The sequence below is a fragment of the Rhizobium croatiense genome (assembly GCF_019793465.1).
GTDB lineage: Bacteria > Pseudomonadota > Alphaproteobacteria > Rhizobiales > Rhizobiaceae > Rhizobium > Rhizobium croatiense.
On the sequence record NZ_JAILYJ010000001.1, the window covers coordinates 336654 to 362359 of the forward strand.

Sequence of the window (25706 nt, forward strand, 5' to 3'; positions counted from 1 at the left end):
CATGGGACCGCCGAGGCCGCCCTTTCTTCATCTCCCAGGAGACATTCATGCAGGAACTTGGAACGGGCGAAGCCGTCGCCCGGGCGAAGGCCATCTATGACTATGGCCAGACGGCCATTTTCGCCTCTCAGGCCGATCCTCGCCTCCATATGGTGCTTTATGTGCCGCCGACGGCGGCAGATGGCCGCAAGCTCGACCTCCTGGTCGCGGTCCACGGCACCGGGCGCACATCGGCTATCGATTTCCGCGACGGTTTTGCCGAATTCGGGCTCTACAACGACTGTGCCATCCTTTGCCCGATCTTCCCGGTTGGCGTTCTCGGTGATGGTGCGCGTTCCGGCTACAAGTTTCTCGAGGAGGGCGACATCCGCTACGATCGCGTCGTCCTTGCCATGGTCGAGGAAGTGGCCGAAAAATACCGTCAGGACTGGTCTAAATTCGCCATGTTCGGCTTCTCCGGCGGCGGCCATTTCGTGCACCGTTTCGCCATCCTGCATCCGGAAAAACTCTGGGCGGCATCGATCGGCGCACCGGGTTCCGTCACCCTTCTGGATCCGACGCGTGACTGGTGGGTCGGCATCCGGGATCTGGAGGCGCGCTTCGGCAAGGCCTTCCGGTCGGAAGAACTCGCCAAGCTGCCGGTGCATATGATCGTCGGCGACGCCGATCTGGAGACCTGGGAAATCACCCATAAGCCGGGCGGCAAATATTATATGGATGGCGCAAACGATGCCGGCAAAACGCGGCCCGAGCGGCTTGCCGCCCTGGCGAGCTCATTCCGCGAAGCGGGTGTCGACGTGACGTTCGATCGTGTTCCTGGCGTCTCTCACGACCGAATGAAAGTTCTCGGTCACGTCAAGGCCTTCCTGGCAAAGGTGCTGAAAGAGCGGCGCGCGAAATGAGAAATGCAACGATCGTGGCGCCTCAGCCGGAGGCAGTCGAAGCCGGCGCGGAAATTCTCGAGCGCGGCGGCAATGCCATCGACGCCGCACTCGCCTGTGCCTTCGTCCAAGGCGTGGTCGACCCGCAAATGGCCGGCATCGGCGGCTTCGGCTCCATGCATGTCTACATGCCGAAAAAGGGCGTGCACGAGATCCTCGAATTTTATGCGCGCGCGCCGCTCAAGGCTGCGCCGGACATGTGGCTCGACAAGATCAAGCACCAGAGCCGCGACGGCTTCGGCTACGTCCTTGAAGGCAATATCTCCGATATCGGCTACCTTGCCGTCTGCACCCCCGGCTCGCTGAAGGGCTATGAGACCGCGCTGCGCGACTACGGCACCTTCGAGTGGACCGATCTCATCAAGCCGGCCATCCGCCTGGCCCGCAACGGTTTCATGATCCGAAACCACATGCATTGGTATTGGGCCAAGGACCAGGCGAACGACGGTTTTGCCAACACGATCGACAAGCTGCGCTTTTCCGCAACGGGGCGGAAAACCTACTTCGACGCCGACGGCGTACTCAAAAACGTCGGCGACCTGCTCGTCAACAGCGATATGGCACAGACCCTCGAACGCATCGCGCGAAGCGGCGGGTCAGACATTTTCTATCACGGCGACCTGGCCGAACAGATCGCCGACGATTTCAAGGCAAATGGCGGTTTGATCGATCGGGAAGATCTGGCGCGCTACGAATTGTCGAAGGTAAAGCCCGTTTGGGGCGACTATCGCGGCAACCTCATTGCCACCTCACCGCCTCCAGGCTCGGGTTTCCCGATGCTGGAACTCCTGCATATCATGGAGCAGTTCGACGTCGGCTCGCTGCAGCATGGCAGCGCGGAGCATATCCGCATCCTGTTCGAAGCCATGAAGCGAATGACGATCGACAAGGACGCGCATATGGGCGATCCCGCCTATGTCGACGTGCCTTATGAAAGGCTGCTGTCGAAAGAGCATGCGCAGGCGCATGCCCACGCGATCAAGGCAGGCGAGGTCACCAGCGTTTCGCGTCTTGATGGCTCGCAGCGCGACACCACCCACATCTCGGTGATAGACAAGGACGGCAACGCCGTCGCGATGACCCACACCCTCGGCAGTCCCTCGGGCGCGATCACCGATGGCCTCGGCTTCATGTATAATGGCACGATGAGCCGCTTTAATCCGGTTCCGGGCAAACCCGGCTCCATCGCGCCCGGCAAGCGGCGTCCAAGCTCGGCGGCACCGACGATCGTCTTCAAGGGTGACGAGCCCAGCATCGTCATCGGAGCGCCGGGCGGCAGCTATATCGCACCGGCCGTTGCGCAATGCCTGATGAACATGATCGATTTCGACATGTCGGTGCTCGAAGCCGTCTCGGCGCCGAGGATCGTAGGGGTGTCAAACACGATCGACATCTGCAATCGTATTCGACACTCTGTCGAGGACGAGCTGCGGACGCAGGGCTACCAGGTGGCGCGGTCGCCGCAGACATACGCATTCGCCGCAGTCCACGCGATCAAGATTGAAGGCGGTGTCTCTAAAGGAGCCGCTGATCCGCAGCGCGACGGGATGGCGATCTCCGTCGCCTAAGGAGAGGTTCTATGATCACATCCATTATCAGGCGATTGATACAGGCGCTCTTTGTCATTGTCGCGATGACGATCATTGTCTTCATCGGCGTCAATGTGATCGGCAATCCGGTCGACATCCTCATCAACCCCGACGCCAATCAGGCGGAGCGGGCACTCGTTATCGCGCATTACGGTCTGGATCAGCCGCTCTGGAAACAATATCTGCTGTTTCTCCAAGGGCTTCTGCACGGGGACTTCGGCAACAGCTTCGTTTATGGGCGGCCGGCGCTGGGTCTGATCCTCGAACGTCTCCCGGCAACGCTCGAACTGGCGATCACGGCTCTCGGCATCGCGCTCTTGTTCGGCTTGCCGCTTGGGCTGTATGCAGGGCTTTACCCCAATCGGATTTCCTCCAAGCTCATCATGAGCGGCTCGATTCTGGGCTTCTCGCTTCCGACCTTCTGGGTCGGCCTGATGCTGATCATGGTGTTTTCCGTCGAGCTCGGCTGGTTGCCGACGAATGGCCGCGGCCCGACGCAGGAACTGCTTGGTGCACAATGGTCGTTTCTGACCGCAGACGGCATCAGGCACCTTTTATTGCCCGCCTTCAACCTGGCTCTGTTCAAGACGTCGCTCATTCTTCGGCTGACCCGCGCCGGCGTGCAGGAGGTCCTTCCCCAGGACTATGTGAAGTTTGCCCGCGCCAAGGGATTGCGAGAGCGGCGGATCATTTCCGTGCACGTTCTCAAGAACCTGATGATCCCGGTGGTGACCATCATCGGTCTCGAGTTCGGCTCACTGATCGCCTTTTCGGTCGTCACCGAAAGCATCTTTGCGTGGCCGGGCATGGGCAAGCTCATCATCGAGTCGATCAACCTTCTCGATCGCCCGGTCATCGTCGCCTACCTGATGATGATGGTGCTGCTCTTCGTCATCCTCAATTTCATCATCGATATCTGTTATACCCTTCTGGATCCGCGGGTCCGGCTGGAAGGAAAGGCTTGACCCATGGCCGAACCAAACACCCAAGACACAAGCGCTCCAACGCCCGAACCCAGTCGTCTGTCGAAAGGGATCGCGGATTTCTTCAGCTCTCCGGCAGCCGCGATCGCCTTCCTCACGCTGGTGATCATCTGTTGCCTGGCGCTGTTTGCGCCATGGATCTCTCCGCAAAATCCCTATGATTTGATGCAGCTCGACATCATGGATGGTCGACTGCCGCCGGGGTCCGAATCCATGACCGGGCTTGTCTATCACCTCGGCACTGACAGCCAGGGCCGCGATATCCTGTCCGGCATCCTCTATGGCCTGCGCACCTCTTTGCTGGTAGGCGTTCTGTCGGCTTTCGCTGCTGCCATCATCGGAACCTCGGCCGGATTGTTCGCCGCTTACATGGGAGGGCGCACGGAAACCGCGATGATGCGGCTCGTCGACCTGCAGCTCTCTTTTCCCACCATATTGATGGCGCTGATGATGCTCGCCGTGCTCGGCAAGGGCGTGCCCAATGTCGTGATCGCACTGATCATCGCCGAGTGGGCGACCTATGCCCGCACGGTCCGCGGCACCGCTCTGGTCGAGCGCGAGAAGGAATATATCGAGGCGGCCCGGATGCTGCGCCTGCCCGGATGGCGCATCCTCTTCAGGCACCTGCTGCCGAACTGTCTTGCGCCGGTCATCGTCATCGCCACCATGCAGATCGCCAGGGCAATCGGCCTCGAAGCAACCTTGTCCTTCCTCGGTCTGGGTGCATCCGTGACCGAACCCTCGCTCGGCATGCTGATCTCGACCGGCTACCAGTATCTTCTGACGGGCCTCTACTGGATCAGCTTCTTCCCCGGTATTGCGCTTCTAATCACGATCGCGGCGATCAATCTCGTCGGCGACCGGCTGCGCGATGTGCTCAACCCGAGGAACATGTCATGACCCCATTGCTGCAAGTGAGCAATCTCGTCACCGAATTCGGTAGCGGCAAAGGTCGCCCCAGTCTTTGCGCCGTCAACGACGTATCGTTCGCGGTGGAGCGCGGCAAGGTTCTTGGTCTTGTGGGGGAATCCGGATCCGGAAAGTCGGTAACCGGCTTCTCGATCATGCGGCTCCTCGATAGACCCGGCCGGGTGGCCGGCGGCCAGATCATCTTCGACGGCGCCGACATCGCGAAATATTCGGACGAGGAGATGCGGCAGCTGCGCGGCAAGCGGATCGCCATGGTATTCCAGGATCCGATGATGACTCTCAACCCGGTCCTGACGGTCGGTACGCAGATGGTGGAAGCCGTCCAGGCACACGACCGAGTCTCGAAGGATGCCGCCCGGCAGCGGGCGCGGGATGCTTTGGCACTGGTCGGAATACCAAGCCCTGAAGAAAGGCTTGCCGCCTACCCGCATCAGTTTTCCGGCGGAATGCGTCAGCGCGTGGCGATTGCCATTGCGCTTCTTCACAAGCCCGACCTTATCATCGCCGATGAACCGACAACAGCGCTTGATGTGACGATCCAGAGCCAGATCATTTCCGAATTCCAGAAGCTCACGGAAGAGGGAAATACGGCGGTGATCTGGATCACCCACGATCTGGCGATCGTCTCAAGATTGGCCGACGAGATCGCCGTCATGTATGCCGGCCGCCTCGTCGAGACCGGCCCAGTGGGCAAGGTTCTGACCGATCCTCACCATCCCTACACCGCCGGTCTGATCGCATCCGTTCCTTCGCAAAACAGACGCGGAGAGCCCCTCCACCAGATTCGCGGCATGACGCCGGCAATCAACCGCCTTCCACAGGGATGCAGTTTTCGTACGCGCTGTGACCGGACGACCGACGGCTGTCTGGTCATGCCGGCGCTCATGCCGGAAGGCGACCGCTCCTTCCGCTGCATTCATCCCGTTACGAAAGAGATAGCATGATGACGGCGATCGCCACGCCCCTGATCGAAGCGAGGAACGTGTCGCAGCGCTTCGGAGCCAAGCCCGACCTGGCCGCCAAGATCGCGCATAAGCTCAGGCTGGCCACACCGGCACCTGTTGTTCAAGCGCTTGATAACGTCAGCCTTAGCATTCGACCCGGAGAGGTTGTCGGCCTTGTCGGCGAGAGCGGCTGCGGGAAGTCGACCCTCGGCCGCGCCATTGCAGGGATCACGTCGCCCAGCCACGGCCACATTCTCTGGAAAGGGATCGACCGAAGCGCCATGTCGAAAGGCGAGCAGCATCAGTTCGGTCTCGCCAGCCAGATGATCTTCCAGAACCCGATGGCGGCTCTCAACCCGCGCATGACCATCGAGGAGCTTATCTGGGAAGCGCCTCGAACGCATGGACTTGCCCGCTCGACGGAACGCGACGCCTATGTCGACAGATATCTGATGCTGGCCGGTTTCGACCCGGCCATGAAAAAGCGATACCCGCACCAGTTTTCCGGTGGCCAGCGACAGCGCGTCAATATTGCGCGCGCTCTCGCCGTGCAGCCGAAATTCCTCGTCTGTGATGAAAGCGTCGCAGCGCTCGACGTCTCCATCCAGGCTCAGGTCATCAACCTGTTCATGGAACTTCGCGACAAGCTTGACCTGACCTATTTGTTCGTCAGCCATGATCTCGGCGTCGTCGAACATATTTCCGATCGCGTTGCGATCATGTATCTCGGCCGGATCGTCGAAGAGGCGCCCGTCGAGGAGGTTTTCAGCCGGCCCAATCATCCTTACACGAAAGCGCTCTTGGCCGAAGTGCCGCGCATCGAACCCGGCAAGCGGCAGTTCAAGCCCGTCGATGGCGAGCTTCCCAGCCCGATAAACCCGCCGGAAGGCTGTCACTTCCATCCGAGATGCCCGTTTGCGATGGATCGCTGCCGTCTGGAAGTGCCCGCAAAAAGGGAAGTTGCACCGGGGCACCTGTCGGCTTGCCATCTTAACGATGCATGACCCCGAACTCGCTCCTGGAACCGTGAGCGCAGTCGACCGCATACGCAGATATTTTCGAAGCGGCGTCAGGACTTCTGACAAGGATCCATCCGTTCAAGTGATCTGCGGGTTGCAGGGTGTAGCGTTCTCCTCTCGATTAACGATCGAAGCAAATATATCCAGAAGACCGCAACTCGATCCCGGTCTTTAGGAAGCGAAATAATTTTCTGTTGTCGCCAATGAAAAATCTGATTTACTGATACTCCGCTGCTTTGGCTTTGAGGGGGATATTGCCGATGGTGGGGACCCGCAGGGATATTTTGCTTGGTGGTTTGGCGTTACTTGGCGCCGCTGCAGTTTGGAAACCGGCATTCGCCGCAGCCTCGTCCTATTTTGACGGCACCCTCGTCGACAATGGCGTGACGTTCCGAAAGACCAACCTCGCCAAGATCGACAGGAAGTGGCACCGCCAGGTCGTCAAATATTTCAGCAGCGAGCCGATCGGCACCGTCGTCGTCGATACCAGGCACCATTTTCTCTACGTGATCATGGAGAACAAGACCGCCATCCGCTATGGGGTCGGCGTCGGCCGCGAAGGCTTCAAATGGTTCGGTCGCGCCACGATCGACGCCAAATCGCTTTGGCCGCGCTGGACGCCGCCGCCGGAGATGCGCAAGCGCCATCCTGAACTGCCCGAATTCGTCGCGGGCGGTACACCGAAGAATCCGCTGGGGCCTCGCGCCATGTATCTGCATCGTGACGGCGTCGATACCGGTTATCGCTTCCACGGCACGCTGGAGCCATGGAGCATCGGCAAGGACGCCTCCAGCGGCTGTATCCGCATGTTCAACGAAGATGCCATCGATCTTTACCAACGCTGCCCGATCGGCACCGCTGTACAGGTTCTGCCGCATATTGCCGACCAGGCCGAAAGCACCACGCAGGTCAGCCAAACAACCCCGGTCGAATAAGGAATATCACCTGATGTCAGCTACGACCGGATATACGAGCCGCGTTCTCGCCGCGGCCATGCTCCTGGCGCTTGCCGCCTGCTCCACCACCGAGATCGCCTCCCTGGAAGAACCGACTGCGGCGCCGATGACCGGCCAGACCAATGATCCGGCGCCGGGATTCGAAAACGTCGCGGCCGGCAGCGAAGAGGATTTCATCCTCAATGTCGGCCGGCGGATCTATTTCAAGCAGGATTCCGCCGCCCTCGATTCCGTCGCCATGGCAACGCTGGATAACCAGGCCGCCTGGCTCACCAGAAACCCGACCTGGCTGCTCAAGCTGCAGGGATTTGCCGACGATTCCGGTTCTGCCTCCCAGATGGAAACGCTGTCGCAGAAGCGCGCCGATGCGGCGATGGCCTATCTCGCCTCGAAGGGCGTCGACCCGAAGCGCATGTGGGCCAAGGGCTATGGCAACGATAGAGAAGTTCGCGACTGCACGGACCGCTCCTGCAAGGTGCAGAATCGGCGTGTCGTCACCAACCTGCGTGCCCAGCCGGACGCGGCCTGATCGCAGATTGGGCCAATCGACGCTTGCGCAGACGCGCCAGCCGTATCCCGGGCCTCTATTCTAGGAGGGCGGCAACTCGTAGCTGGATGGTGACGGCAGATCGAGCACGAACCTGATATCCGCAGCGTTCGCCGCCGCGACCAGCTGGTAATTGCCGGCTTCGGCACGGAAAGCGCCGGCTTCGACGTCGAAATAAGCGAGATCGCGCGGCCGGATTTGCATTATCGCCGTGCCGGTCTCGCCGGGCTGCAGCGATAATTTGGCGAAGGCGCGCAACTCCTTGTCCGGCCGCGCCACTTTGGTCTTCGGCGAACGCACATAGAGCTGCACCAGTTCGGAGCCGGCCCGGTCGCCGATATTGGTCAGGTCGACGCTGACGGTGACGCCGTCGGAAGCCATTTCGCCGGCCGACAGCCGCGGCTCGCTCCAGCGGAAGCGGGTATAGCCGAGGCCGAAGCCGAAGGGGAAGAGCGGCTCGACGGCGTGTGTATCGTGATGACGATAGCCGACGAAGACGCCCTCGGCGTAGCGCACATGCCCATCCTTGCCGGGATAGACGGCGGAATCGCCCGTCATGGCGGAATTGTCGGCAAGCGTCTTCGGGAAGGTCTGCGGCAGGCGCCCACTCGGCTCGACATCGCCGAACAGGACATCGGCGACGGCATTGCCGAGTTCCTGCCCCGGATACCAGATCTGCAGCACGGCGCTAACCTTGCCGAGCCAGGGCATTTCCACCGGACCGCCGGTCTGCAGCACGACCACCGTGTTGGTGTTGGCGGCCGCAACCCGCTCGATCAGTTCCTCCTGTAGGCCGGGCAGCCGCATGTCGGGCAAGTCCAGTCCCTCAGTATCCCATTCGCCGTCGCGGCCGACAAAGAGAAGCGCCACGTCGGCATTGCGCGCCGTCTCGACGGCCGACTCGATATCGGCCTCGCCGAGCGGCTTTTCGACGCCGAAGCGCACAGCGATGAGGTTGATCCCCTCCTCGGTCGCGGTGGACGGCTCATATTCGACGGTGATCTTGTATGACCGTCCGGCATCGAGGGACACCGCCCCGCGCTGTTCGTCATTGGCGGTGCCGAAATAATTCTCGCCGCGTGTCCAGCCGTCACGGCCATCGACCGTCAGTCGGCCATCGACGAAGAGCCGCGCCAGTCCGGCGTTGGTCATGCCGAATACGTAATCGCCGCTCTCCTGCGGCACGAACTGCATCGTCATGCGGGCCGAAAAATCGGCAGGGTCGAGATCGCCCGACGGCAGCTCGAACCAGAAGAATTCGCCCTTGTCGACCGTTTCGACATGCAGCGGCTCGCCCTTGCAGCCGCGGTCCTTGAAATACTCGACCGCGATCTTGCCCTTGAACACGTCGATCAGACGGTTGTGGCGGCAGCCGACCGCATGGCTGATGCTGTTGGCGTTGGAGAGGGCGGCGCGGATGCCTTCGAGCGGGCTCACCGTATAATGCGCGGCGATCTGCGCGCTGCCGCCGCCCATGACGCGCGCGCTTGCGGCATTGGGGCCGATGACGGCGATGCGATCGAGGGAGGTTTTGGCAAGCGGCAGGATGCCGTCATTCCTGAGGAGCACAGCGCCTTCCGCGCCGAGACGCCGGATCAGCGCCCTGTCTTCCGGCAGGTCGACCGCTCGCTCGCTCAGATCGGGTTTCTTCTCGAACGCACCGACCCGCTCGAGGAGAAGCAGCATGCGCCGCGCCGCAGCCCGTACCGTCGCGGCCTCGACCTTGCCCTCGCGCACGGCCGCGACCAGTTTGTCGCCGCGATCGCGCGCCGGACCCGGCATTTCGAGATCCAGGCCGGCATTGATCGTCTCGGCCGTCGAATGCGAACCGAACCAGTCGGACATGACGATGCCGTCGAACCCCCACTCCTCGCGCAACAGCTTGGTCAGCAGCCAGTGATTCTCGCTCGTATAGGTGCCGTTCAGGCGGTTATAGGAGGACATGACGGCCATGACGCCGGCGCGACGCACAGCCTGTTCGAAGGGCGGCAGGTAGATTTCGCGCAGTGTCCGCTCGTCGATATCGGAAGACATGGTCTGCCGCTCGATCTCGGATTCATTGCCGGCGAAATGCTTGATCGTCGCCGCGACGCCCTCACCCTGCACGCCCTCGATATAGGCAACGGCCAGTTCGGCGGTCAGCATCGGGTCTTCGGAATAACATTCGAAATTGCGTCCGTTGAGGCCGGAGCGATGGATGTTCACCGTGGGCGCCAGCAGCACTGCGGCACCCTTGCTCTTTGCCTGGCGCGCAAGGGCTGCGCCCATCTGATGGATAAGTTCGGGATTCCAGCTGGCGCCGAGCGCGATGGCGACGGGAAAGCAGGTCGCCTTGACGCCGGCGACCAGCGAGCCGGCGCCGCGCGCGCCGTTCGGTCCATCCGTCACCTTGATCTTCGGCACGCCGAGACGGTCGACCGGGACCGTCGTCCAGAAATCGGCGCCGGACAGAAGGGAGACCTGCTCTTCGAGCGTCATCTGGTCGAGAATGGAATCAATCATGCAAACCTCCCTGCTACGACTCCGGATATTTCAAGACGGCGATCCGGGCGCTTTGATCCTTAAACCTACCGATTACTCGGTATTTTTAAGATGTCAACTGCCACTGTCTGATGTATGGATAGAGCTTGCAAGCTGCAGCTTTGCCGATTGGCGCGTCGCCGTTAAAAGGAGGCAAACGGAAAGAGACGATGACAGAACAAGGGACCGGCGCGAGGGAAAAGCAGCGGCGCAAATCCAGCAAGGGGGAGGCGCGCCGAGCGGAAATCCTCGCGGCGGCGATGCGCCGCTTCGCCGAAGACGGCTATCAGAATGCCGCCATTGGCGATATCGCCCAAGATGTCGGCCTGTCGCTGCCCGGCCTGTTGCACCATTTCCCGACCAAGGTCGATCTCCTGCTTGCCATTCTGGACAAGCGCGATTTGGAAAGCGCAGATTTCATCGACCACTATCGTTTGGACCTTCGGGGCCTGCTTAAAGGCATGGTCTCGGTCTTCCGTCGCAACGCCGAAATGCTCGAGGTCACCAGGGCTTTCGCCATCCTCAATGCCGAAAGCCTGATGAAGGACCACCCCGCCAAGGCCTGGTTTCTCGATCGCGCCACGCAGATGCAGAAGCATATCGCCGCGACCTTCGAACGCGCCGCCGCCAATGGCTCGTTCGCCAAGAACATCGATAGCAAGGCGATGGCGGCCGAACTGATCGCCGTAATGGACGGCTTGCAGATGCTCTGGCTGCGCGACCCCGATCGCTTCGATATGGTCGGCGGGCTCGAAGCCTATGTCAGCCGCCTGCAGACGAGCCTCGTTCTGGATGGCTGAACGAGGATGGGGTGCAGATCGGAGGGCCTGGCATTGTCGCCTACTGCCGGCCGTTGCCTGCCTCCCGCGATCATGCGGCCTCTGGCGGTTACTCATTCCTTGCCGGCGGCAGCGACTTCAAGCAACGGACTATCCTACCCGACATTGCGCGGTGGCGGCTGAGGGACTTGGTAAGGCGGCGACATGCCTTTGGAGCGTTCTCGAATATAGCGAGCACAGAGATCTTTCAGACCTCGGTATGATCCAATTCCGAGAAAGCTGCTCAGCCGTATTACTGTCGTTTGCGAGACGGCGCATTTTTTTGCGACTGAGGCAGCACTTTCGAAGGCTATCATCTCCGGATGCTCAAGCATCCGCCTGGCAACCTGTTCCATCTGGTGAGGGAAAAAGATCCTTCTTTCGGCAATGCACTGTTTTAATTCCTGGAAGGTTTGAGGACGTTGATCTTTCATAGAACGCATGGCTGACATTGGCGCCTCCGTGGCGGATGCATTTCGCGCAGGACAAGTCGACTCTGCATTCGTGGAGTCGGCGATGCAGGGGAGCCACGAGGACCGAACTGCATCGCCTTGACGTCAATCGACGGCAACTGGCCTGCCTGTCTGCCAGCTCACTGTGGCGGCCTCCGCCAGTTTTTGAGCCTGAAGCCCATCCAATCCACCTGGCCTCGGCGATGGGTTGCCGCTGTCGATCGCTTCGATGAAGGCATTGATCTCGTTGGCATAAGCCTGCGCGTAGCGTTCGAGAAAGAAATGTTGAACGGGATCGCCGCTGACGCCGTTCGCATTGGAAAGCTCGACGCTCGTCGCGGCGATATTTTTCGCTGCAAGCATACCGGCAGCCCCATGGACTTCGATGCGCTGGTCGTATCCATAAGTCGCCCGGCGCGAATTGGTGATGACAGCAATGCGGCCCGAAGCCGTCTGCATCTGGACGGCGGCGGTATCCACATCGCCCTCGGCCCCGATCGCCTTGTCGACGAGCGAGGATCCGAGTGCGTTCACGACCACGAATTCCTCGCCCACGAGGAAGCGGGCCATATCGAAGTCGTGGATCATCATGTCGCGGAACAGGCCACCGGAGGATTTGACGTAGTCGGCCGGAGGCGGCGCTGGATCCCGGCTGGTGATCGTCACGATCTCGATCGCGCCGATATCGCCGCGGCGCAGGCGGGCCTCCAAACTTGCGAAGTTCGGGTCAAATCGGCGATTGAAGCCGATCATCAAAGTCGACCTGTTGTTCTCGACAATCTCGAGGCAGGCATTGATGCGGTCGACCGACAGGGATACCGGCTTTTCGCAGAGAATGGCCTTGCCGGCGCGCGCTGCCGCCTCGATGAGATCGGCGTGGCTCGGGGTCGGCGTCGCGATGAGGATCGCATCGACGTTCGAGGAGTTGATGACATCCTCCGCCTCGGCAACCTCGGCGCCCGTCCGTGCGGCAAGCTCTTCTGCTGATGCCTTGAAGGCATCCGCGACATAGGCAAGCTTCGCATTGGGGTTGGCCGCGATCGTTGTTGCATGCACCTTGCCTATCCGGCCGGCGCCGATCACTCCAAATCTGATCATTGATGTCTCTCCATGATATGTAAGTCTTGACTATCGAAACATTCAAACGGTGAACGCGTCGCGGAAGCGGGCAAGCGCCGTCTCGTCGTCTCCGGACGCCCACGCCTCCATGCCAATCGTGCCGCGATAGCCCATGTCTTTGAGCGCGCGGGCAATTGCCTTGTAGTTGATCTCGCCGGTGCCCGGTTCCATGCGACCGGGCACATCCGCCACCTGGATTTCGCCGATATAGGGCAGCGCGCGCCGGCATAGCTCGATCAGGTTTCCTTCGCCGATCTGGGCATGATAGAGGTCCAGATTGAGCTTCAACGCCGGCCGGTTGACGGACGAGACGAGCGCGAGCGTATCCTCGGCCTTGGCAAACGGCGTCCCGGGGTGATCGACTGCCTGATTGAGGTTTTCGAGCACGAAGGTCACACCCTCCTGCTCCCCGAGCTCGGCGATGCGCTTCAGCGTATCGCATGCCTTGAGCCACATGGAACTCGTCACCTGGTCAGCCTTGACGACCGGCAGCCCGTTGCCGTCGAGACCGGTGCCATGCAGGTTGAGACGTGGGCAATTCAGCTCCCGGGCGACGGGGATCGATAACTTCGCAGTTCGCAGCAATTCTTCTGCGCCATCGTCGTCGGCGAGCGTACCGGTCACATAGCCAGTCATCGACGAGAAGACCGCCCCGGATCTCGCAAGGGCAGCGATGTCATGTTTCGTCCAGTCCCAGATCTCGGCCTGGAAGCCGAGTTCGGTGATCCGCTTCAGCCTGTCGACAACAGGAAGCGACTTGAAAACCATCTCGGCGCAGACCGCGAGCGTGAAGGGGGATGAGATATTCGACGAACCGTCGTTCATGACCGTTTCCATGTTTGATGACTGAAAAAGCGGGCAGCCTTTGAAAGCCAATGGGCGCCGCCTCCGGGTAAAGCCAGGGCGCTAGATGGTACCGCCGAGCTCTTCGGACAGTTGCTGCAGTTCCTTGCCGCCGGCCATGAGGTTCTGAAGCTCGTCCATCGCGATATCCGCCTTGGCAAAAGTGCCGAGCGTCTGGCCGCGATTGAGGATGGTGAAGCGGTCCGCCACGGCATAGGCATGCCGAACGTTATGGGTGATGAAAATCACGCCCAGTCCGTTCTGTCGGACCTGGTGGATGTATTTCAGCACCATCGAGGTTTGTGCCACGCCGAGCGCCGATGTGGGCTCGTCGAGAATAAGGATCTTTGCGCCGAAATAGACCGCGCGCGCAATCGCAACGCATTGGCGTTCGCCACCAGACAAGGTGCCCACCGCCTGATTGGGATCGCGGATATCGATGCCGATTTTGCGCATCTCTTCACGCGTGACATCGTTGCAGTGCGCGAGGTCGAAGTGACGGAATGGGAAGATGCCTTTGCGAGGCTCCCGCCCCATGAAGAAATTTCGGGTGATCGACATCAGCGGAATCATGGCGAGATCCTGATAGACCGTCGCAATCCCTGCATCGAGGGCGTCGCGCGGGCTGCGGAAATTGACCGGCTTGCCTTCGACCAGAAACGCACCTCCGCTTGGCCGGACGACACCGGACAGCGTCTTGATCAAGGTGGATTTGCCCGCGCCATTGTCTCCGAGGAGACAAAGTACCTCTCCGGCCGACACTTGCATCGACACGCCGTTGAGAGCGATCACGGAGCCGTAGTGCTTGACGATATCGGTTACTTCGATGATCGGTGTTCGGTTGTTGACGTCTGGCATGATCAGCGCTCCCCGGTAACCTTGCGGCGGATGAAATTGTTGAAGAGAACAGCCAGCAGCAGCATCGAGCCGAGGAAGACCTGAAACCAGTCGGAGTCGAACTTGGTATAGGTCAAGCCGATGGAAACCGAGCCGAAGATGATGGCTCCGAAGAAGGCGCCGATCGCCGAACCATAGCCGCCGGTGAGCAGGCACCCGCCAATGACGGCGGCGATGATTGCCTCGAACTCTTTCTGAAAACCGCGTCGGGCGTCGGTTGAGCCGGCGTCAAGCACGGTGATGATGGCGACCAGCGCGGCAGCACACGCCGTCAACGCGAACAGGCCGGTTTTCACCCTATGGACCGGGACACCTGAATTTCTTGCTGCATTCGGATCGCCGCCGGCTGCGAAGATCCAGTTGCCCATGCGGGTGCGCAGCAGGACCCATGTTGCAGCCAGGGCAAGCACGACGAACCACAGGACCGACACGGGGATGCCCGTGACCTTCGGCAGGCCGTTCGGGAACTTGCCGATCAGGTCGTGATCTGCGAGCCAGACGAATACGCCCTTCAGCGCATCGCCGGAAAAGAGCCCGAGCAGCGGACTGTCCTTCACATGGTCGCCGATGCCGCGAAGCTGCGTGGAGCCGCCGGTGGCCCATTTCAGACCAACGAGGGTCAAGCCGCGCAGTATGAAGAGAAATGCCAGGGTCACGATGAACGACGGCAGCCTGGTGTGAATGACGATCTGCCCATTGATCGCGCCCATGAACGCCGCAAACAGCATTGTCATGACGATGGCAACCGAAAGCGGTTGACCAAAATTGGTCAGGATGACGCCGAAGATCAGTCCTGCGAAAGCCACCATCGAGCCGATCGAGAGATCAAACTCTCCGCCGATCATGAGCAGTGCCGCCGCAATGGCGAGGATTCCCAATTGCGATGCCGGCGCCATGATGGTCATCAGGCCCGAAAGAGAAAACATCGTCGAATCTGCAGTGAGAAAGAAAAAGACGATGACGAGAACAAGGCCCGCCACGGCGCCCAATTCGGGCCGCCGCATCATATGTGTTAAAAAACTTACTTGTTTGACGCGCTCATCGACCGTCGGCGCAGCCGCCGTGTTCTGCTCAAGCGAAGCCATAACTCCTCCCGTGGAATCTTTATTTTGAGGTAGCGGCGGCGCTGCTCGGCAGCGCTCTGTCAACGAACCCCCTCCCCTTGAGGGGGAGGAGATTCTGAGAGAATGCCTTCCGTCAGTTCTGGTCAGCGAATGCCCTTGGCGGAAAGATCGACCACCTGGGCGGCCTTTTCCTTGGTGATAAGATTGGGGCCGGATGGCACATTGCCTCCAGGGATCAGCCCGTATTTGGCGTAGTTGGCCAGAAACACGACGGGCAGATAGCCCTGCAGGAACTGCTGCTGATCGATCGCGAAGGCTGCCTTGCCGTCGGCCACTGCCTTCAGGAAATCTGCCGAAAGGTCGAAGGTCGCCACGTTGACCTTGCCGGTCATTCCGACATCCTCGACAGCCGCGAGAGACGGCTCGCCGGCGGTGCCGGCGCCGAGCGCCATGACGGTATCGACAGCGGCATTGGAACTCAGCGCCGCTTTGACCTTTGCCCGGACGTCGGCCGGATCGTTGCTGACGGGCAGAACCGTAACTTTGCCGCCAAAACCGTCTGCGAAGCCCTTGCAGCGCAGATCGAGCGCGACATTGCCGACCTCCTGATTCACGCACAAGCCTTCCTTGCCGCCCAACTCATGCAGCTTTGCACCGGCGGCCTTGCCCGCGGTGTATTCGTCCTGGCCGACATGCAGAAGCGCCCCCAATTCCTTCGAAACGTCGGATCCGGAGTTGATCGAAATAACCGGAATGCCGGCGGCCACGGCCTTCTTGATGGACGGGCCGAGCGCCGAGGCATCCGGAATGGAGACGATCAGCCCGTCAGGCTTCTGATTGATGGCCGCATCGATGAGCTGCCCCATTGATACCATGTCGAAGGTTTCCGGCGCCCGATAGTCGACGCCAACGCCGATATCCTTCGCCGCTGCATTGACCCCGTTCTTAACCACGGACCAGAACGGATCATTGGCCTGGCCATGGGTGACGGCAACAATGCGAATGTCCGCTGCGTTGACGATTGCTGAAGAGCACATGAACGCGACCGCGGCCCCCGCGAGAAGCGATTTCAAAGCAAATTTCATTTAACCCTCCCAAAAACAGTCCGCCTCATGCGAACGTGCGATTGCTACCGGTTGCAACTCCTTTGCTACCGGTAGCAAACTCAGACAAGTTACTTTATTGTCGGCAAAAATCAAGCATCCATTCCATTTTTATTTTTTTGTGGAATATTCATTCCAGTCGGCAGGAGATAGGCATGCGCAAAAGGGCGACAGCAAAAGAGGTGGCGGAAGCCGCCGGCGTATCGAAATGGACCGTTATCCGCGCGTTTACACCCGGTGCATCCATCACCGACGTCAGCCGGCAAAAAGTGCTTCAGGCCGCAGAGGCGCTGAACTATTCGCCGAACCTGCTTGCCCGCAGCCTCGCGACAAACATCACGCATCAAGTGGCGGTTTTCGTCGACGACTTCGCCAATCCGCACAAGCTTCCGGTCCTGGAAATGCTCACCGAGCGCTTGCAGGCGGAGGGACTACTGACGGTATTGATCAATATCAATCGGCATTTCGATCACGTTCACGCGCTGATCAATGCCGACCAACGGCAATTCGACGCCGTGATTCTGTTCGGTACGGCATTTCGCGAGGAAACTCTCGGCGATCGACGCCTCGGCCCAGGTTTTCCGCCGATGTTCGTTCTTGCAAGAGACAGCCAGATTCCCGGTGTCCCTGCAGTCGCCTGCGATGCTGAACTCGCCCTCAGCCAAATGGTCGATTACCTGTTCGACAAGGGGTATCGCCGTCCGGGTTTTATGACGGGAGCAAGAACCCTGTCGACGGCACTCGGCAGGCGCCATCACTACGCGAATTTCTGGCGACGGAAGGGCGTGGGGAGCGTGGTAGAGCTGAACGCAGACCGGTACAGTGCCGATGCGGGCGCCGAGGCGGTGCGAGCCTATCTAAGCGCGACCCCCTCCTCCTCACGGGTCGATGTATTGATGTGTGAAAATGACATTCTGGCGTTAGGAGCCATGGCCACGGCCCGCAGTGAATTTGGTTGCCGCGTTCCGCAAGACCTTGCGGTGGTCGGCTTCGACAATATCGAGCTCGGCGCGGCGCCCGCCTATGGCCTGACGACTTACGAGCAGCCCACTTATGAAATGATCAACACGATCGTAGAGATGATTATCGGAGCCCGCGCCGTCGAAACAGTCACCTTGCCAGGGCATCTCGTTCCCAGACTATCCGCCTGATTGGCGGTTGACGGGAGCCGCGCCAGATACGACTTATCGGAGCATGGACGGCCCGAAGCTCCGGTATTGTCGCGCCTGGAAGCCTTTGGCGGCTGGCTACCGGCGGGGCCTTGGCTTGGAGGGCTGACTGGAACAATCTTCCAAGCGTGCCAACCATTCGATGATGTGGCTTACGGCTTCGCGATACCTTTGCCCGACGAGCAAACCGGTATGCGTCGTCCCCCGAAGACCCAGATATTCGCTGCCAATAAGCCGTGCCGTCGCCCGGCCCCGACGATCGTCGTCTTCATTGTTGACCGCTGCTATGACCAGGCCGGGGCAAGTGATCTTGCCGCTTTCGATGGAAATTCCCCTCGCTCCGAAATGAAAGGAAAATGCAGCGAATGCCTTGCCGGATTCCATGGACAAGTATTTCCGCTGGAACGCGATATCTTCGAGCGTTTCATCGGCGCTGCATTGCTCGTCGCGCGCGGCCGCCGGCACGACAAGGCCAGGCATTCGTGGCGCAAGCTCCTGATAGGGCACCTCGTCATGCACCTGCCTGGAAATGCTGGAATCGATCAACACCAGCCCGGCAATCTCCACGCTTTCCGCCAGTTTCTGGCTGAGGATTCCTCCCATGCTGAAGCCGATTACAACAGGCGGGACCGCGCATTCTTCAACGATTTCGGAAATGGCCTGCCGGATGTCGTCCAGATAGTCCTCGAAGGTGACTTTGGTAAAATCGACCGATCGGCTTTTGTAGTGGCCGCGCAGGTTGATACAGTAGGCGTTCCATCCGGCTGACATGAAGTGAGGAACGTACTTGCTCCACATCCAACTGCCGGTGAAGGCGCCGTGGACGAAGAGCAAAGGCGGCCGAGCGGGCCGCTCCGAACCGGAGCTTCCACGAAATATTTCCAGAAACAAGTCGATTTCCCCGATGTATCTCGCCGTGTGCTCCGGTCGTTCTTTTGCGTAGTCCCGCATGCCGTTAACTCCTTTCGATAAGGCCAGACGTCACTCACGGACAAAGGATATTTCCTACGCAATATTGATCAACGGCGGCTCATGGAATTAGATACCGGACAAAATATCTCCAATCAGGTGTTGCCATGGATGGTCTCGCGGGCCTTTTCGCTCTTGTCTACGCTGCCGAACAGCAGAGTTATGTCGGAGCCGCGCGCATCGCCGGAATTTCACCATCGGCGATCGGAAAATCGATCGCGCGCCTCGAAGGCCGCTTGGGGGTGCGGCTCTTCAACCGCACGACGCGCAGCCTCAGCCTAACCGAGGAAGGGGCGGTCCTCTACGAGCGCTACAAGCGCATCATCGACGATATGCAAGACGCAGAGGCAGGTACCCTGCGAAGCCGGCAGCGGCCGAGAGGACGCCTCCGGGTCAGCGTCCCGCAAATCGTCGGACATCACCTGCTGATGCCGATCCTGCCGATGTTCGCCGCGCAATTTCCGGAGATCGAACTGGACGTCGATTTCGAAGACAGGGTCGTAGACCTGGTCGCCGAGGGCCTGGATGTCGTCGTGCGCAGCGGCGAACTTGCCGATGCCCGATTGATCGCCCGCCATCTCGGCGAGCAGCATTTCGTCGTTTGCGGAAGTGCCGATTATCTCGATCGTCGCGGACGGCCACAGACGCCGAACGACCTCTCAGGGCACGCCTGCATTCACTTCAAATATCCATCCAGCGGCCGCATCGCGCCATGGTCATTCCATCAGCCATACGACCGGCTGCTTTTGCCGAAAACCCTGACGTTCAACAATACGGATGCCGGGCTGCGGGCGGCACAGGACGGCCTCGGGCTCGCGCATCTGCCCGTCTATGTCGCGCAGCCTCATCTCCGAGCGGGTAACTTGGTTCCCGTCCTCACCGCCTTCATGGTGCCTTTCGGCTCGCTCTCGCTGGTCTGGCCATCCAACCGCCAGCTCTCACCCAAAGTCCGCGCTTTCGTGGATTTCGTCGTCGAGAATTTTGCCGCCCGGCCCGAGGCTCTTTGCCCGGCAGCAAACTGGTCACTGTGATCCGGATTTCCTCCGCTACTCCGCGCCGAATTTCTTCGGCGCAAAGAGGACCGGTTTCAAGAACCGGCCGCACGCGCTTCTATCAAAACTCCCTACATGAAGCAGCCGCGGCCGTCGCCGTCGCCGCGCGGCCGCCAAAGGCGCCGGTGAGCTTCTGGCCGAGGGTGCGCGCCGGAGAGGCGACCGGTCTGCTTTGCGGGGTGACGGCGCGTGGCGCCATCTGCGCGGCATCCAGCTTGAAACGGGCGATCAGCCGGGCGAGGTTGGCGGCCTCTTCCGCCAGCCGGTTGGCCGCGGCAGTCGATTCCTCGACCATGGCGGCGTTCTGCTGCGTCACCTGATCCATCTGATTGACGGCGGTCGAGACTTCGGAGAGACCGGTCGACTGCTCGCGCGCGGCGGTTGCGATCGAGCGGACATGCTCGTCGATCTTGACCACATGATCCTGGATATGGCCCAGCGCCTCGCCCGTCGCCGTCACCAGTTTCACCCCGGAATGGACCTCATCGCTGGAGCGGTTGATCAGCACCTTGATGTCCTTGATGTCCTTGGCGGCATTGGCCGAACGCTGCGCCAATTCACGCACCTCCTGCGCCACGACGGCAAAGCCCTTGCCGGCCTCGCCGGCACGCGCCGCTTCGACGCCGGCATTCAGCGCCAGAAGATTGGTCTGGAAGGCGATCTCGTCGATAACGCTGATGATCTTGCTGATTTCGCCCGAGGCCCGCTCGATCCGGCCCATCGCCGAAACGGCCTGGCTGACGACGTCGCTCGACTGGGCGGTGCCTCTCTTCGCCTCGTCGACCATGTGGCTGGCTTCCAATGCACGCTTTGTGGAGTGCTTCACCGCGACGGTGATCTCCTCCAAAGCAGAGGAGGTTTCCTCCAGCGACGCCGCCTGCTGCTCGGTGCGCTGCGACAGGTCTCCGGAAGCGGTCCGCATCTCGCCGGCGCCGCCGTTGATGATGTCGACGGCCGCCCGCACTTCGCCAAGAACGGAGCGCAGGTTGCTCATCGTTGTGTTGACGTTGTTCTGCAGCCCCGCAAAAGAACCCTGGAGCTCGCCGCGCATATTCTCGGTCAGGTCGCCATTTGCGAGCGCCGAAACGACCCGGCCGGTTTCCGCAACGCCACGGTCGACCGAGGCGACGAGCTGATTGAGGCCGATGACGATGCGATTGAGATCGGGATAGCCGAACTCTTCAGGCGCGCGCTGGGTGAAGTCGCCTGCTGCCGCCGCCGTGATGACCGCGTCGACGCTCTTCTGCATTTCGATGACCTTGGCCCGCTTGTTCGCGCCGGCCGCATCGAGTTCGCGCACCTTGGCGCCGTTCTGTTTGAAGACTTCGACGGCACGGGCCATCTGCCCGATTTCATCGCCTCGGTCGGCGAAGGGAATGTCGGCGTCGAGATTGCCGCCGGCGAGATCGTTCATGCTCGCGGTGATGTGGCCGATCGGCCTTGCGATCACCCGGGCGCCGAAGACAGCAGCACCGATCAGCGTGGCGATGGTCAAAAGGCCGATGCCGAGATTGAGAAAGAGAACCAGAACAGCGGCAGCATCCGCCTCTTCCCCAGCCTTTGTCGCCATCGCCTTTGCCGAATCCACTCCTTCGTCGATCAGCTTGGCCGCCTCATCCGAAAGCGCCGTCAGCCTTGCCTGAGCGTCCCTCTCCTTTGCGTCGAGGGACGTGTCACCAGATTTGAGGGCGAGCTTTGCCTTGGCGATGTCGACCATTTCGCCGGTGGCGTTGAAAAGGCTCTCGGCCAGCGTTTTGAGCTTCACGATCCGGTCCCTGTTGACCTGCAGTCGCAGTCCGCCCATGGCATCGTCGAGGTATTTGACCACCGAGTGGTGGCGGGCCGCAAGATAGTCGGCGGCCTTGGCAATCTCGTCGGCGGAGGCGGCGAGACGCAGATCGCGCACCCCGATCTGCATGCCGCGCCATGACGCCTTGGCATCGACCAGATCACGGGAAACGACCAGCTGGCCCTCCTGATATTTCGCGCTTTCGTATACATGCTGGCCGCCCTGCCAGACGGTAAGAAGCATGACCGCCACCAGGAAAATGCCGATGGCGGAAAGCGTGGCCAGTTTGGTGCTGATGCGCGAAAAGATGCTTGCGGGCATGTATCGGTTCCTGCTGAGCGCAGCAGGAGTCCTCATATCCCCTGCCCGCCACGGAATGGGTGATCGACTTCATTCGACCGCCATTTATGCGCCCGGCTTTTGAGAGCACCTTCGCTTTCGAAGCGCTGCCCTTTGCCTTGGCCTGGGTCCACTAACAGTCGATGAACATATAATAAAAAGTTCCACCTTCGCCGCGCCGGGAACTTGATGCGCGATCGGGATATCAAGCGCCGGAAACGGATAGGCCCGAGAACCAGCCCGATGGAACGGGCTGGTTCGCGTGACGGCGCGGATCGGAAGCGGTGAACGCCAGCATGCCGAAAAGTGTGAGCGGTTTTCGGACGACATCATGCTCTAACTCTTTAATTTAGAACCGGATTCAGATTTTAGGTCGACCGGACCTAAAATCATCCTGATCTAGGCGTCATCTGGCCCTTTGCAGCTTCCAGGTCCTGATCTCAAACGGCATGATCTCGGCAGGTCCTTTCCGCTCCATCGGCTCTTCGAGAATGTTGAGCGGCTGCGAGGCGGACCATCCGGACGGCAGCGCAAGGGAGAGGCGGCCGCGCCGGCCGGCAGGTTCATAGAGGCGCAGGATCAGGCCATCACCCTCCTCCGCCGGCTTCAGGCCAGAGAAGGCGACGGGGGTGCCGGCGACGGTGAGCGGTGCGAAAGTGCCGGCGGACAGGTCTTGAGCTTCCGAGGTGACGAGCGGCTGGTTGAGATCGATTGCCTCGTCGAGAACGCCGCCCTCATGCCAGGCGCCGTCATGCGGCATCAGCGCATAGGTGAAGCTCTGCTCGCCTTCGTCGGCCAGCGGATCCGGATAGATCGGCCCGCGCACCAGGCTCATGCCGATCACATTGCCGCGGGCGCTATGACCGTATTTGGCATTGTTGAGCAGTGCCACGCCGAAGCCCGGCTCGCTGATGTCGACGAAACGATGGGCGACGGCCTCGAACATTGCCTGTTCCCAGGAGGTGTTGGTGTGTGTCGCCCGCTCGACGATGCCGAAGGCGCATTCGAACGTTGCTTTGCGGGCCTTTACATCGACCGGGTTGAGGGTGCGCAGCAGGGTGCGGCGGTCATGCCAGTCGATCGTCGTTTCAATGTCGAGCCGCTTGGCATTGGCGCTGAGCACATAGGTCTGGGTGACGCTCGAATTCCGGTAGCGATGAACGACACGGATCGCCGCGCGGTGCGGGCCGCTTTCGACGAGCGAGATGCTTTCGGGCGCATCGAGACGGACGGCCTTTTCGGCGTAATCGGCATCGATATCCCAGGCGTCCCAATTGCGCGGCTTGTCGGCCGGATAGACCCAGAGCTGGTTTGCCGAGCCGTCGACCGCTTCGCGGCCGCTCGCCTTATGAACGAGGCTCGCAACCGCGCCGTCCCTGCCGATGACGACCGCGAGATGATCGTTTTCGAGGCGATCGGAACCTGCCTTCAGCCCGCCCGCCGGCTTCAGCGCTTGCCGGTCGAAGACCGCAACGGACAGGGGGGCGACGATATCGGCGGCCGCGACGACGGTGCCGTCGGCAAGCGTGGCGCTCAGCGGCCGCGGCGCAAGCGACGGATTGACGACGACAAGCGCATCGCCGACGCTACCTTTCGGCAGACGGGCCGACAGTGCCTGCAAGGCCTTGGCCTGTTCGGCCTTGGCATGGTCGATGACACCGCCGAGCTCCTGCTCGGCATCCTGATAGACCTCGCGGATGCTAGAGCCCGGCAGAATGTCGTGGAACTCGTTCTTCAGCACCACCCGCCAATCCGCTTCGAGGCTTTTGGGCCTGTCGGCGCCCAGCAAATGCGCGAGCGACGCCAGGGTCTCGGCGGTGATCAGCGCGCGTTCGGCGTGGCGGTGCTTGCGCTTGACGCCGCTTTGCGACGTCAGCGTGGCGCGGTGCAGTTCGAGATAGATTTCGCCGTCCCAGACGGGAAGATTCTTTTCCCGCGCCGTGCCGTGCGCCTGCTCGTAGAAGCCCTTGACCGTGCCCCAGCGCGCCTGCGGAATGGCGGGGAAATCGCGCAACTGCACTTCGCGCTCCACCATTTCGGGCGTGACGCCGCCACCGCCGTCGCCATAGCCGACGGCGAGAAGCGAGGCGTGATGCTGCACCTTACCGCGGAAGTTCTTCCAGGTCGGCAGATAGCAATCGGCCTGCACGAAGCCGTTATAGCCCTGCATCGGATTGTCGAAGGTGTGGGTCAGCACCTGGCTGCCGTCGAGTCCCTTCCACCAGAAGAGATCGGAGGGAATATGGTTGGTCTCGCTCCAATTGACCTTGATGGTGAAGAAGCTGTCCATGCCGCCCTGCCTCAGGATCTGCGGCAGCGCGCCTGAGAAACCGAAGCAATCCGGCAGCCAGCACACCGTGTGACGAAAGCCGAAAGTTTTTTCAAAATAGCGCTGGCCGTAAAGAACCTGGCGGACGAGGCTTTCGCCGGTCGGCATGTTGGTGTCGGGCTCCACCCACATGCCGCCGACGGTTTCCCATTTTCCGTCCGCGACCTTCTGCTTGATGCGCTCGAGAAGTTCCGGATCCTCCTCTTCCATCTGCGCGTAATAATGGGCGGTCGACTGGTTGAAGCGGAAATCGGCCGAGCGCTCCATCAGCGACAGCGCCGTGTTGAAAGTGCGCCGCATCTTCCGCCGCGTCTCGCGATAGGGCCAGAGCCAGGCGAGGTCGATATGGGCGTGGCCGGTCAGCAGCAATTCGCCATTCGGTGGATAGCGCTTCTGCAATTCCTTCAGCCGCGCCGTCAGGGCCTCGAAGGCGGACGCCGCCGAAGCACTCTGCTCGTCGGTGAGACCCGCCGGGTTCGCCTCAAGCTCCGGCAGTTCCCAGATCTTCTGCTGCATCACCGCATCGGCGGTGCGGGAGACGTAGGCCGCCGTATCCGACGGCCAGTCGAGGCTGCGCAAGGCGTGCTCGGCGGCGTCGACCAGATGCGGCACGACTTCATGATCACCAAGCACCTCGATCGCCTCGGAAACCTGCTTCAACAGAAGATGCAGGCGATGGGCCGGACCGTCGAGCCAGATGAAGCGGGCCTTGTTCAGTCTCGGTGCCCGGTTCGGTTCGCCGAAGGGAAAACGCGCGACGCTCTCCGTCACAATCGAAAAGCGGCGGCCCTTGACCGGAAACTCCTGATGATAGGGATCGAGCCCGAATGTCTCGCTCTGGCCATCCGGATAGCTCAGCGTGATCAGGCTCTCGCCGCCGAGATCGAGCTGCAGGCGGATATCCTCGAGCGGCCAGCCCGCCGGCGCCTCGGCGCTTGCGGCAAAATGCACGACGCCCTGGCGATGCGGCCAATCCTGCTGATGGCCGATCGGCTCGCCCTCGAAGGTCCAGCCGTCGATCGGGCTACTCTGCCGATCCCGCCAGTGCGCCAGCTCGGCGATGCGGACTTTGAGGCGATCGAGGCGTTGGGCAATGGTCAGAGGCATGGTCTATCCCTGTTGAAAAAATCGGCGGCGAACGATCCGGAGTCATGGCTTTGGGAGATGAAGATGATGCGACAGAGATCGCGATATACCGGCCCCTCCTCCCAGCGGGTCCTGCCGGGAGCTTAGATTAAGTAACTTTGATTTGCCGTCAAGTGCGAAAGGGATGTCGCTCGCCCGACAGGCAAATGTAACTTTGTCAGACAAGTGCGTCCGTCTCTAAATCCGCA

At 60.9% G+C, this 25706-nt stretch carries 21 protein-coding genes; 11 read left to right on the forward strand and 10 right to left on the reverse strand.

What is annotated here, in order from left to right; translation table 11 throughout:
- Window positions 1-47: 47 nt before the first annotated feature.
- From K6M89_RS01500 to K6M89_RS01535, 8 genes are all read left to right on the forward strand, one after another.
- Entirely contained in the window at window positions 48-902 is an 855-nt protein-coding gene (locus K6M89_RS01500) for an alpha/beta hydrolase (protein ID WP_222138175.1), read from the forward strand.
- Complete coding sequence (gene ggt / locus K6M89_RS01505; RefSeq protein WP_222138176.1) at window positions 899-2509, forward strand: gamma-glutamyltransferase; 1611 nt, start codon at window positions 899-901, stop codon at window positions 2507-2509. Before K6M89_RS01500 ends, ggt begins: the two co-directional genes overlap by 4 nt.
- An 11-nt stretch (window positions 2510-2520) precedes the next feature.
- Window positions 2521-3495 carry an ABC transporter permease gene (locus tag K6M89_RS01510; RefSeq protein WP_222138177.1) on the forward strand — a complete coding sequence of 325 codons (975 nt, stop codon included), beginning with the start codon at window positions 2521-2523 and terminating at the stop codon, window positions 3493-3495.
- A gap of 3 nt (window positions 3496-3498) precedes the next feature.
- Window positions 3499-4413 (forward strand): ABC transporter permease, encoded by a 915-nt coding sequence (locus K6M89_RS01515; RefSeq protein ID WP_064684084.1) that lies wholly within the window; start codon window positions 3499-3501, stop codon window positions 4411-4413.
- Complete coding sequence (locus K6M89_RS01520; RefSeq protein ID WP_222138178.1) at window positions 4410-5387, forward strand: ABC transporter ATP-binding protein; 978 nt, start codon at window positions 4410-4412, stop codon at window positions 5385-5387. The genes K6M89_RS01515 and K6M89_RS01520 overlap by 4 nt, the downstream gene beginning before the upstream one ends.
- Complete coding sequence (locus tag K6M89_RS01525) at window positions 5387-6391, forward strand: ABC transporter ATP-binding protein (RefSeq protein WP_222138364.1); 1005 nt, start codon at window positions 5387-5389, stop codon at window positions 6389-6391. Before K6M89_RS01520 ends, K6M89_RS01525 begins: the two co-directional genes overlap by 1 nt.
- A 275-nt stretch (window positions 6392-6666) precedes the next feature.
- Window positions 6667-7341: a L,D-transpeptidase gene (locus tag K6M89_RS01530; protein WP_222138179.1), complete on the forward strand. Its 675-nt coding sequence runs from the start codon at window positions 6667-6669 to the stop codon at window positions 7339-7341.
- 13 nt (window positions 7342-7354) lie between these two features.
- On the forward strand, window positions 7355-7891 hold the full coding sequence (locus K6M89_RS01535; RefSeq protein ID WP_222138180.1) for an OmpA family protein: 537 nt from the start codon (window positions 7355-7357) through the stop codon (window positions 7889-7891).
- Window positions 7892-7951: 60 nt separating this feature from the next.
- On the opposite strand, the gene K6M89_RS01540 is transcribed toward K6M89_RS01535, so the two are convergent.
- Window positions 7952-10411: a glycoside hydrolase family 3 C-terminal domain-containing protein gene (locus tag K6M89_RS01540; RefSeq protein WP_222138181.1), complete on the reverse strand. Its 2460-nt coding sequence runs from the start codon at window positions 10409-10411 to the stop codon at window positions 7952-7954.
- A gap of 188 nt (window positions 10412-10599) precedes the next feature.
- On the opposite strand from K6M89_RS01540, the gene K6M89_RS01545 reads away from it, so the two are divergent.
- Complete coding sequence (locus K6M89_RS01545) at window positions 10600-11229, forward strand: TetR/AcrR family transcriptional regulator (RefSeq protein WP_222138182.1); 630 nt, start codon at window positions 10600-10602, stop codon at window positions 11227-11229.
- A 134-nt stretch (window positions 11230-11363) separates the two neighbouring features.
- On the opposite strand, the gene K6M89_RS01550 is transcribed toward K6M89_RS01545, so the two are convergent.
- The 6 genes from K6M89_RS01550 to K6M89_RS01575 all read right to left on the reverse strand — a co-directional run bounded on the left by K6M89_RS01550 (window position 11364) and on the right by K6M89_RS01575 (window position 16707).
- Window positions 11364-11699: a MurR/RpiR family transcriptional regulator gene (locus tag K6M89_RS01550; RefSeq protein ID WP_222138183.1), complete on the reverse strand. Its 336-nt coding sequence runs from the start codon at window positions 11697-11699 to the stop codon at window positions 11364-11366.
- A 105-nt stretch (window positions 11700-11804) separates the two neighbouring features.
- Window positions 11805-12797 carry an inositol 2-dehydrogenase gene (iolG, locus tag K6M89_RS01555; protein WP_222138184.1) on the reverse strand — a complete coding sequence of 331 codons (993 nt, stop codon included), beginning with the start codon at window positions 12795-12797 and terminating at the stop codon, window positions 11805-11807.
- Window positions 12798-12839: 42 nt separating this feature from the next.
- Window positions 12840-13643 (reverse strand): TIM barrel protein, encoded by an 804-nt coding sequence (locus K6M89_RS01560; RefSeq protein ID WP_222138185.1) that lies wholly within the window; start codon window positions 13641-13643, stop codon window positions 12840-12842.
- Window positions 13644-13724: 81 nt separating this feature from the next.
- Window positions 13725-14519 carry an ATP-binding cassette domain-containing protein gene (locus K6M89_RS01565; RefSeq protein WP_097581172.1) on the reverse strand — a complete coding sequence of 265 codons (795 nt, stop codon included), beginning with the start codon at window positions 14517-14519 and terminating at the stop codon, window positions 13725-13727.
- A 2-nt stretch (window positions 14520-14521) separates the two neighbouring features.
- Window positions 14522-15643 carry an ABC transporter permease gene (locus K6M89_RS01570; protein WP_097581173.1) on the reverse strand — a complete coding sequence of 374 codons (1122 nt, stop codon included), beginning with the start codon at window positions 15641-15643 and terminating at the stop codon, window positions 14522-14524.
- A gap of 122 nt (window positions 15644-15765) precedes the next feature.
- Window positions 15766-16707, reverse strand: a complete 942-nt coding sequence (locus tag K6M89_RS01575) for a sugar ABC transporter substrate-binding protein (protein WP_222138186.1) — start codon at window positions 16705-16707, stop codon at window positions 15766-15768.
- 173 nt (window positions 16708-16880) lie between these two features.
- On the opposite strand from K6M89_RS01575, the gene K6M89_RS01580 reads away from it, so the two are divergent.
- Window positions 16881-17876 carry a LacI family DNA-binding transcriptional regulator gene (locus K6M89_RS01580; protein WP_097581175.1) on the forward strand — a complete coding sequence of 332 codons (996 nt, stop codon included), beginning with the start codon at window positions 16881-16883 and terminating at the stop codon, window positions 17874-17876.
- A gap of 96 nt (window positions 17877-17972) precedes the next feature.
- Here K6M89_RS01580 and K6M89_RS01585 read toward each other — a convergent pair whose 3' ends face one another.
- On the reverse strand, window positions 17973-18845 hold the full coding sequence (locus tag K6M89_RS01585) for an alpha/beta hydrolase (RefSeq protein WP_222138187.1): 873 nt from the start codon (window positions 18843-18845) through the stop codon (window positions 17973-17975).
- Between the two features lie 125 nt (window positions 18846-18970).
- Here K6M89_RS01585 and K6M89_RS01590 point away from each other — a divergent pair, with 125 nt between their 5' ends.
- Window positions 18971-19894 (forward strand): LysR family transcriptional regulator, encoded by a 924-nt coding sequence (locus K6M89_RS01590; protein WP_222138188.1) that lies wholly within the window; start codon window positions 18971-18973, stop codon window positions 19892-19894.
- 82 nt (window positions 19895-19976) lie between these two features.
- On the opposite strand, the gene K6M89_RS01595 is transcribed toward K6M89_RS01590, so the two are convergent.
- Both K6M89_RS01595 and K6M89_RS01600 read right to left on the reverse strand, forming a co-directional pair.
- The gene (locus K6M89_RS01595) at window positions 19977-22025 is read right to left on the reverse strand and encodes a methyl-accepting chemotaxis protein (protein ID WP_222138189.1); all 2049 of its coding nucleotides are present in this window, start codon (window positions 22023-22025) and stop codon (window positions 19977-19979) included.
- Window positions 22026-22449: 424 nt separating this feature from the next.
- Window positions 22450-25479, reverse strand: a complete 3030-nt coding sequence (locus K6M89_RS01600; protein ID WP_222138190.1) for an alpha-mannosidase — start codon at window positions 25477-25479, stop codon at window positions 22450-22452.
- Between the last annotated feature and the right edge of the window lie 227 nt (window positions 25480-25706).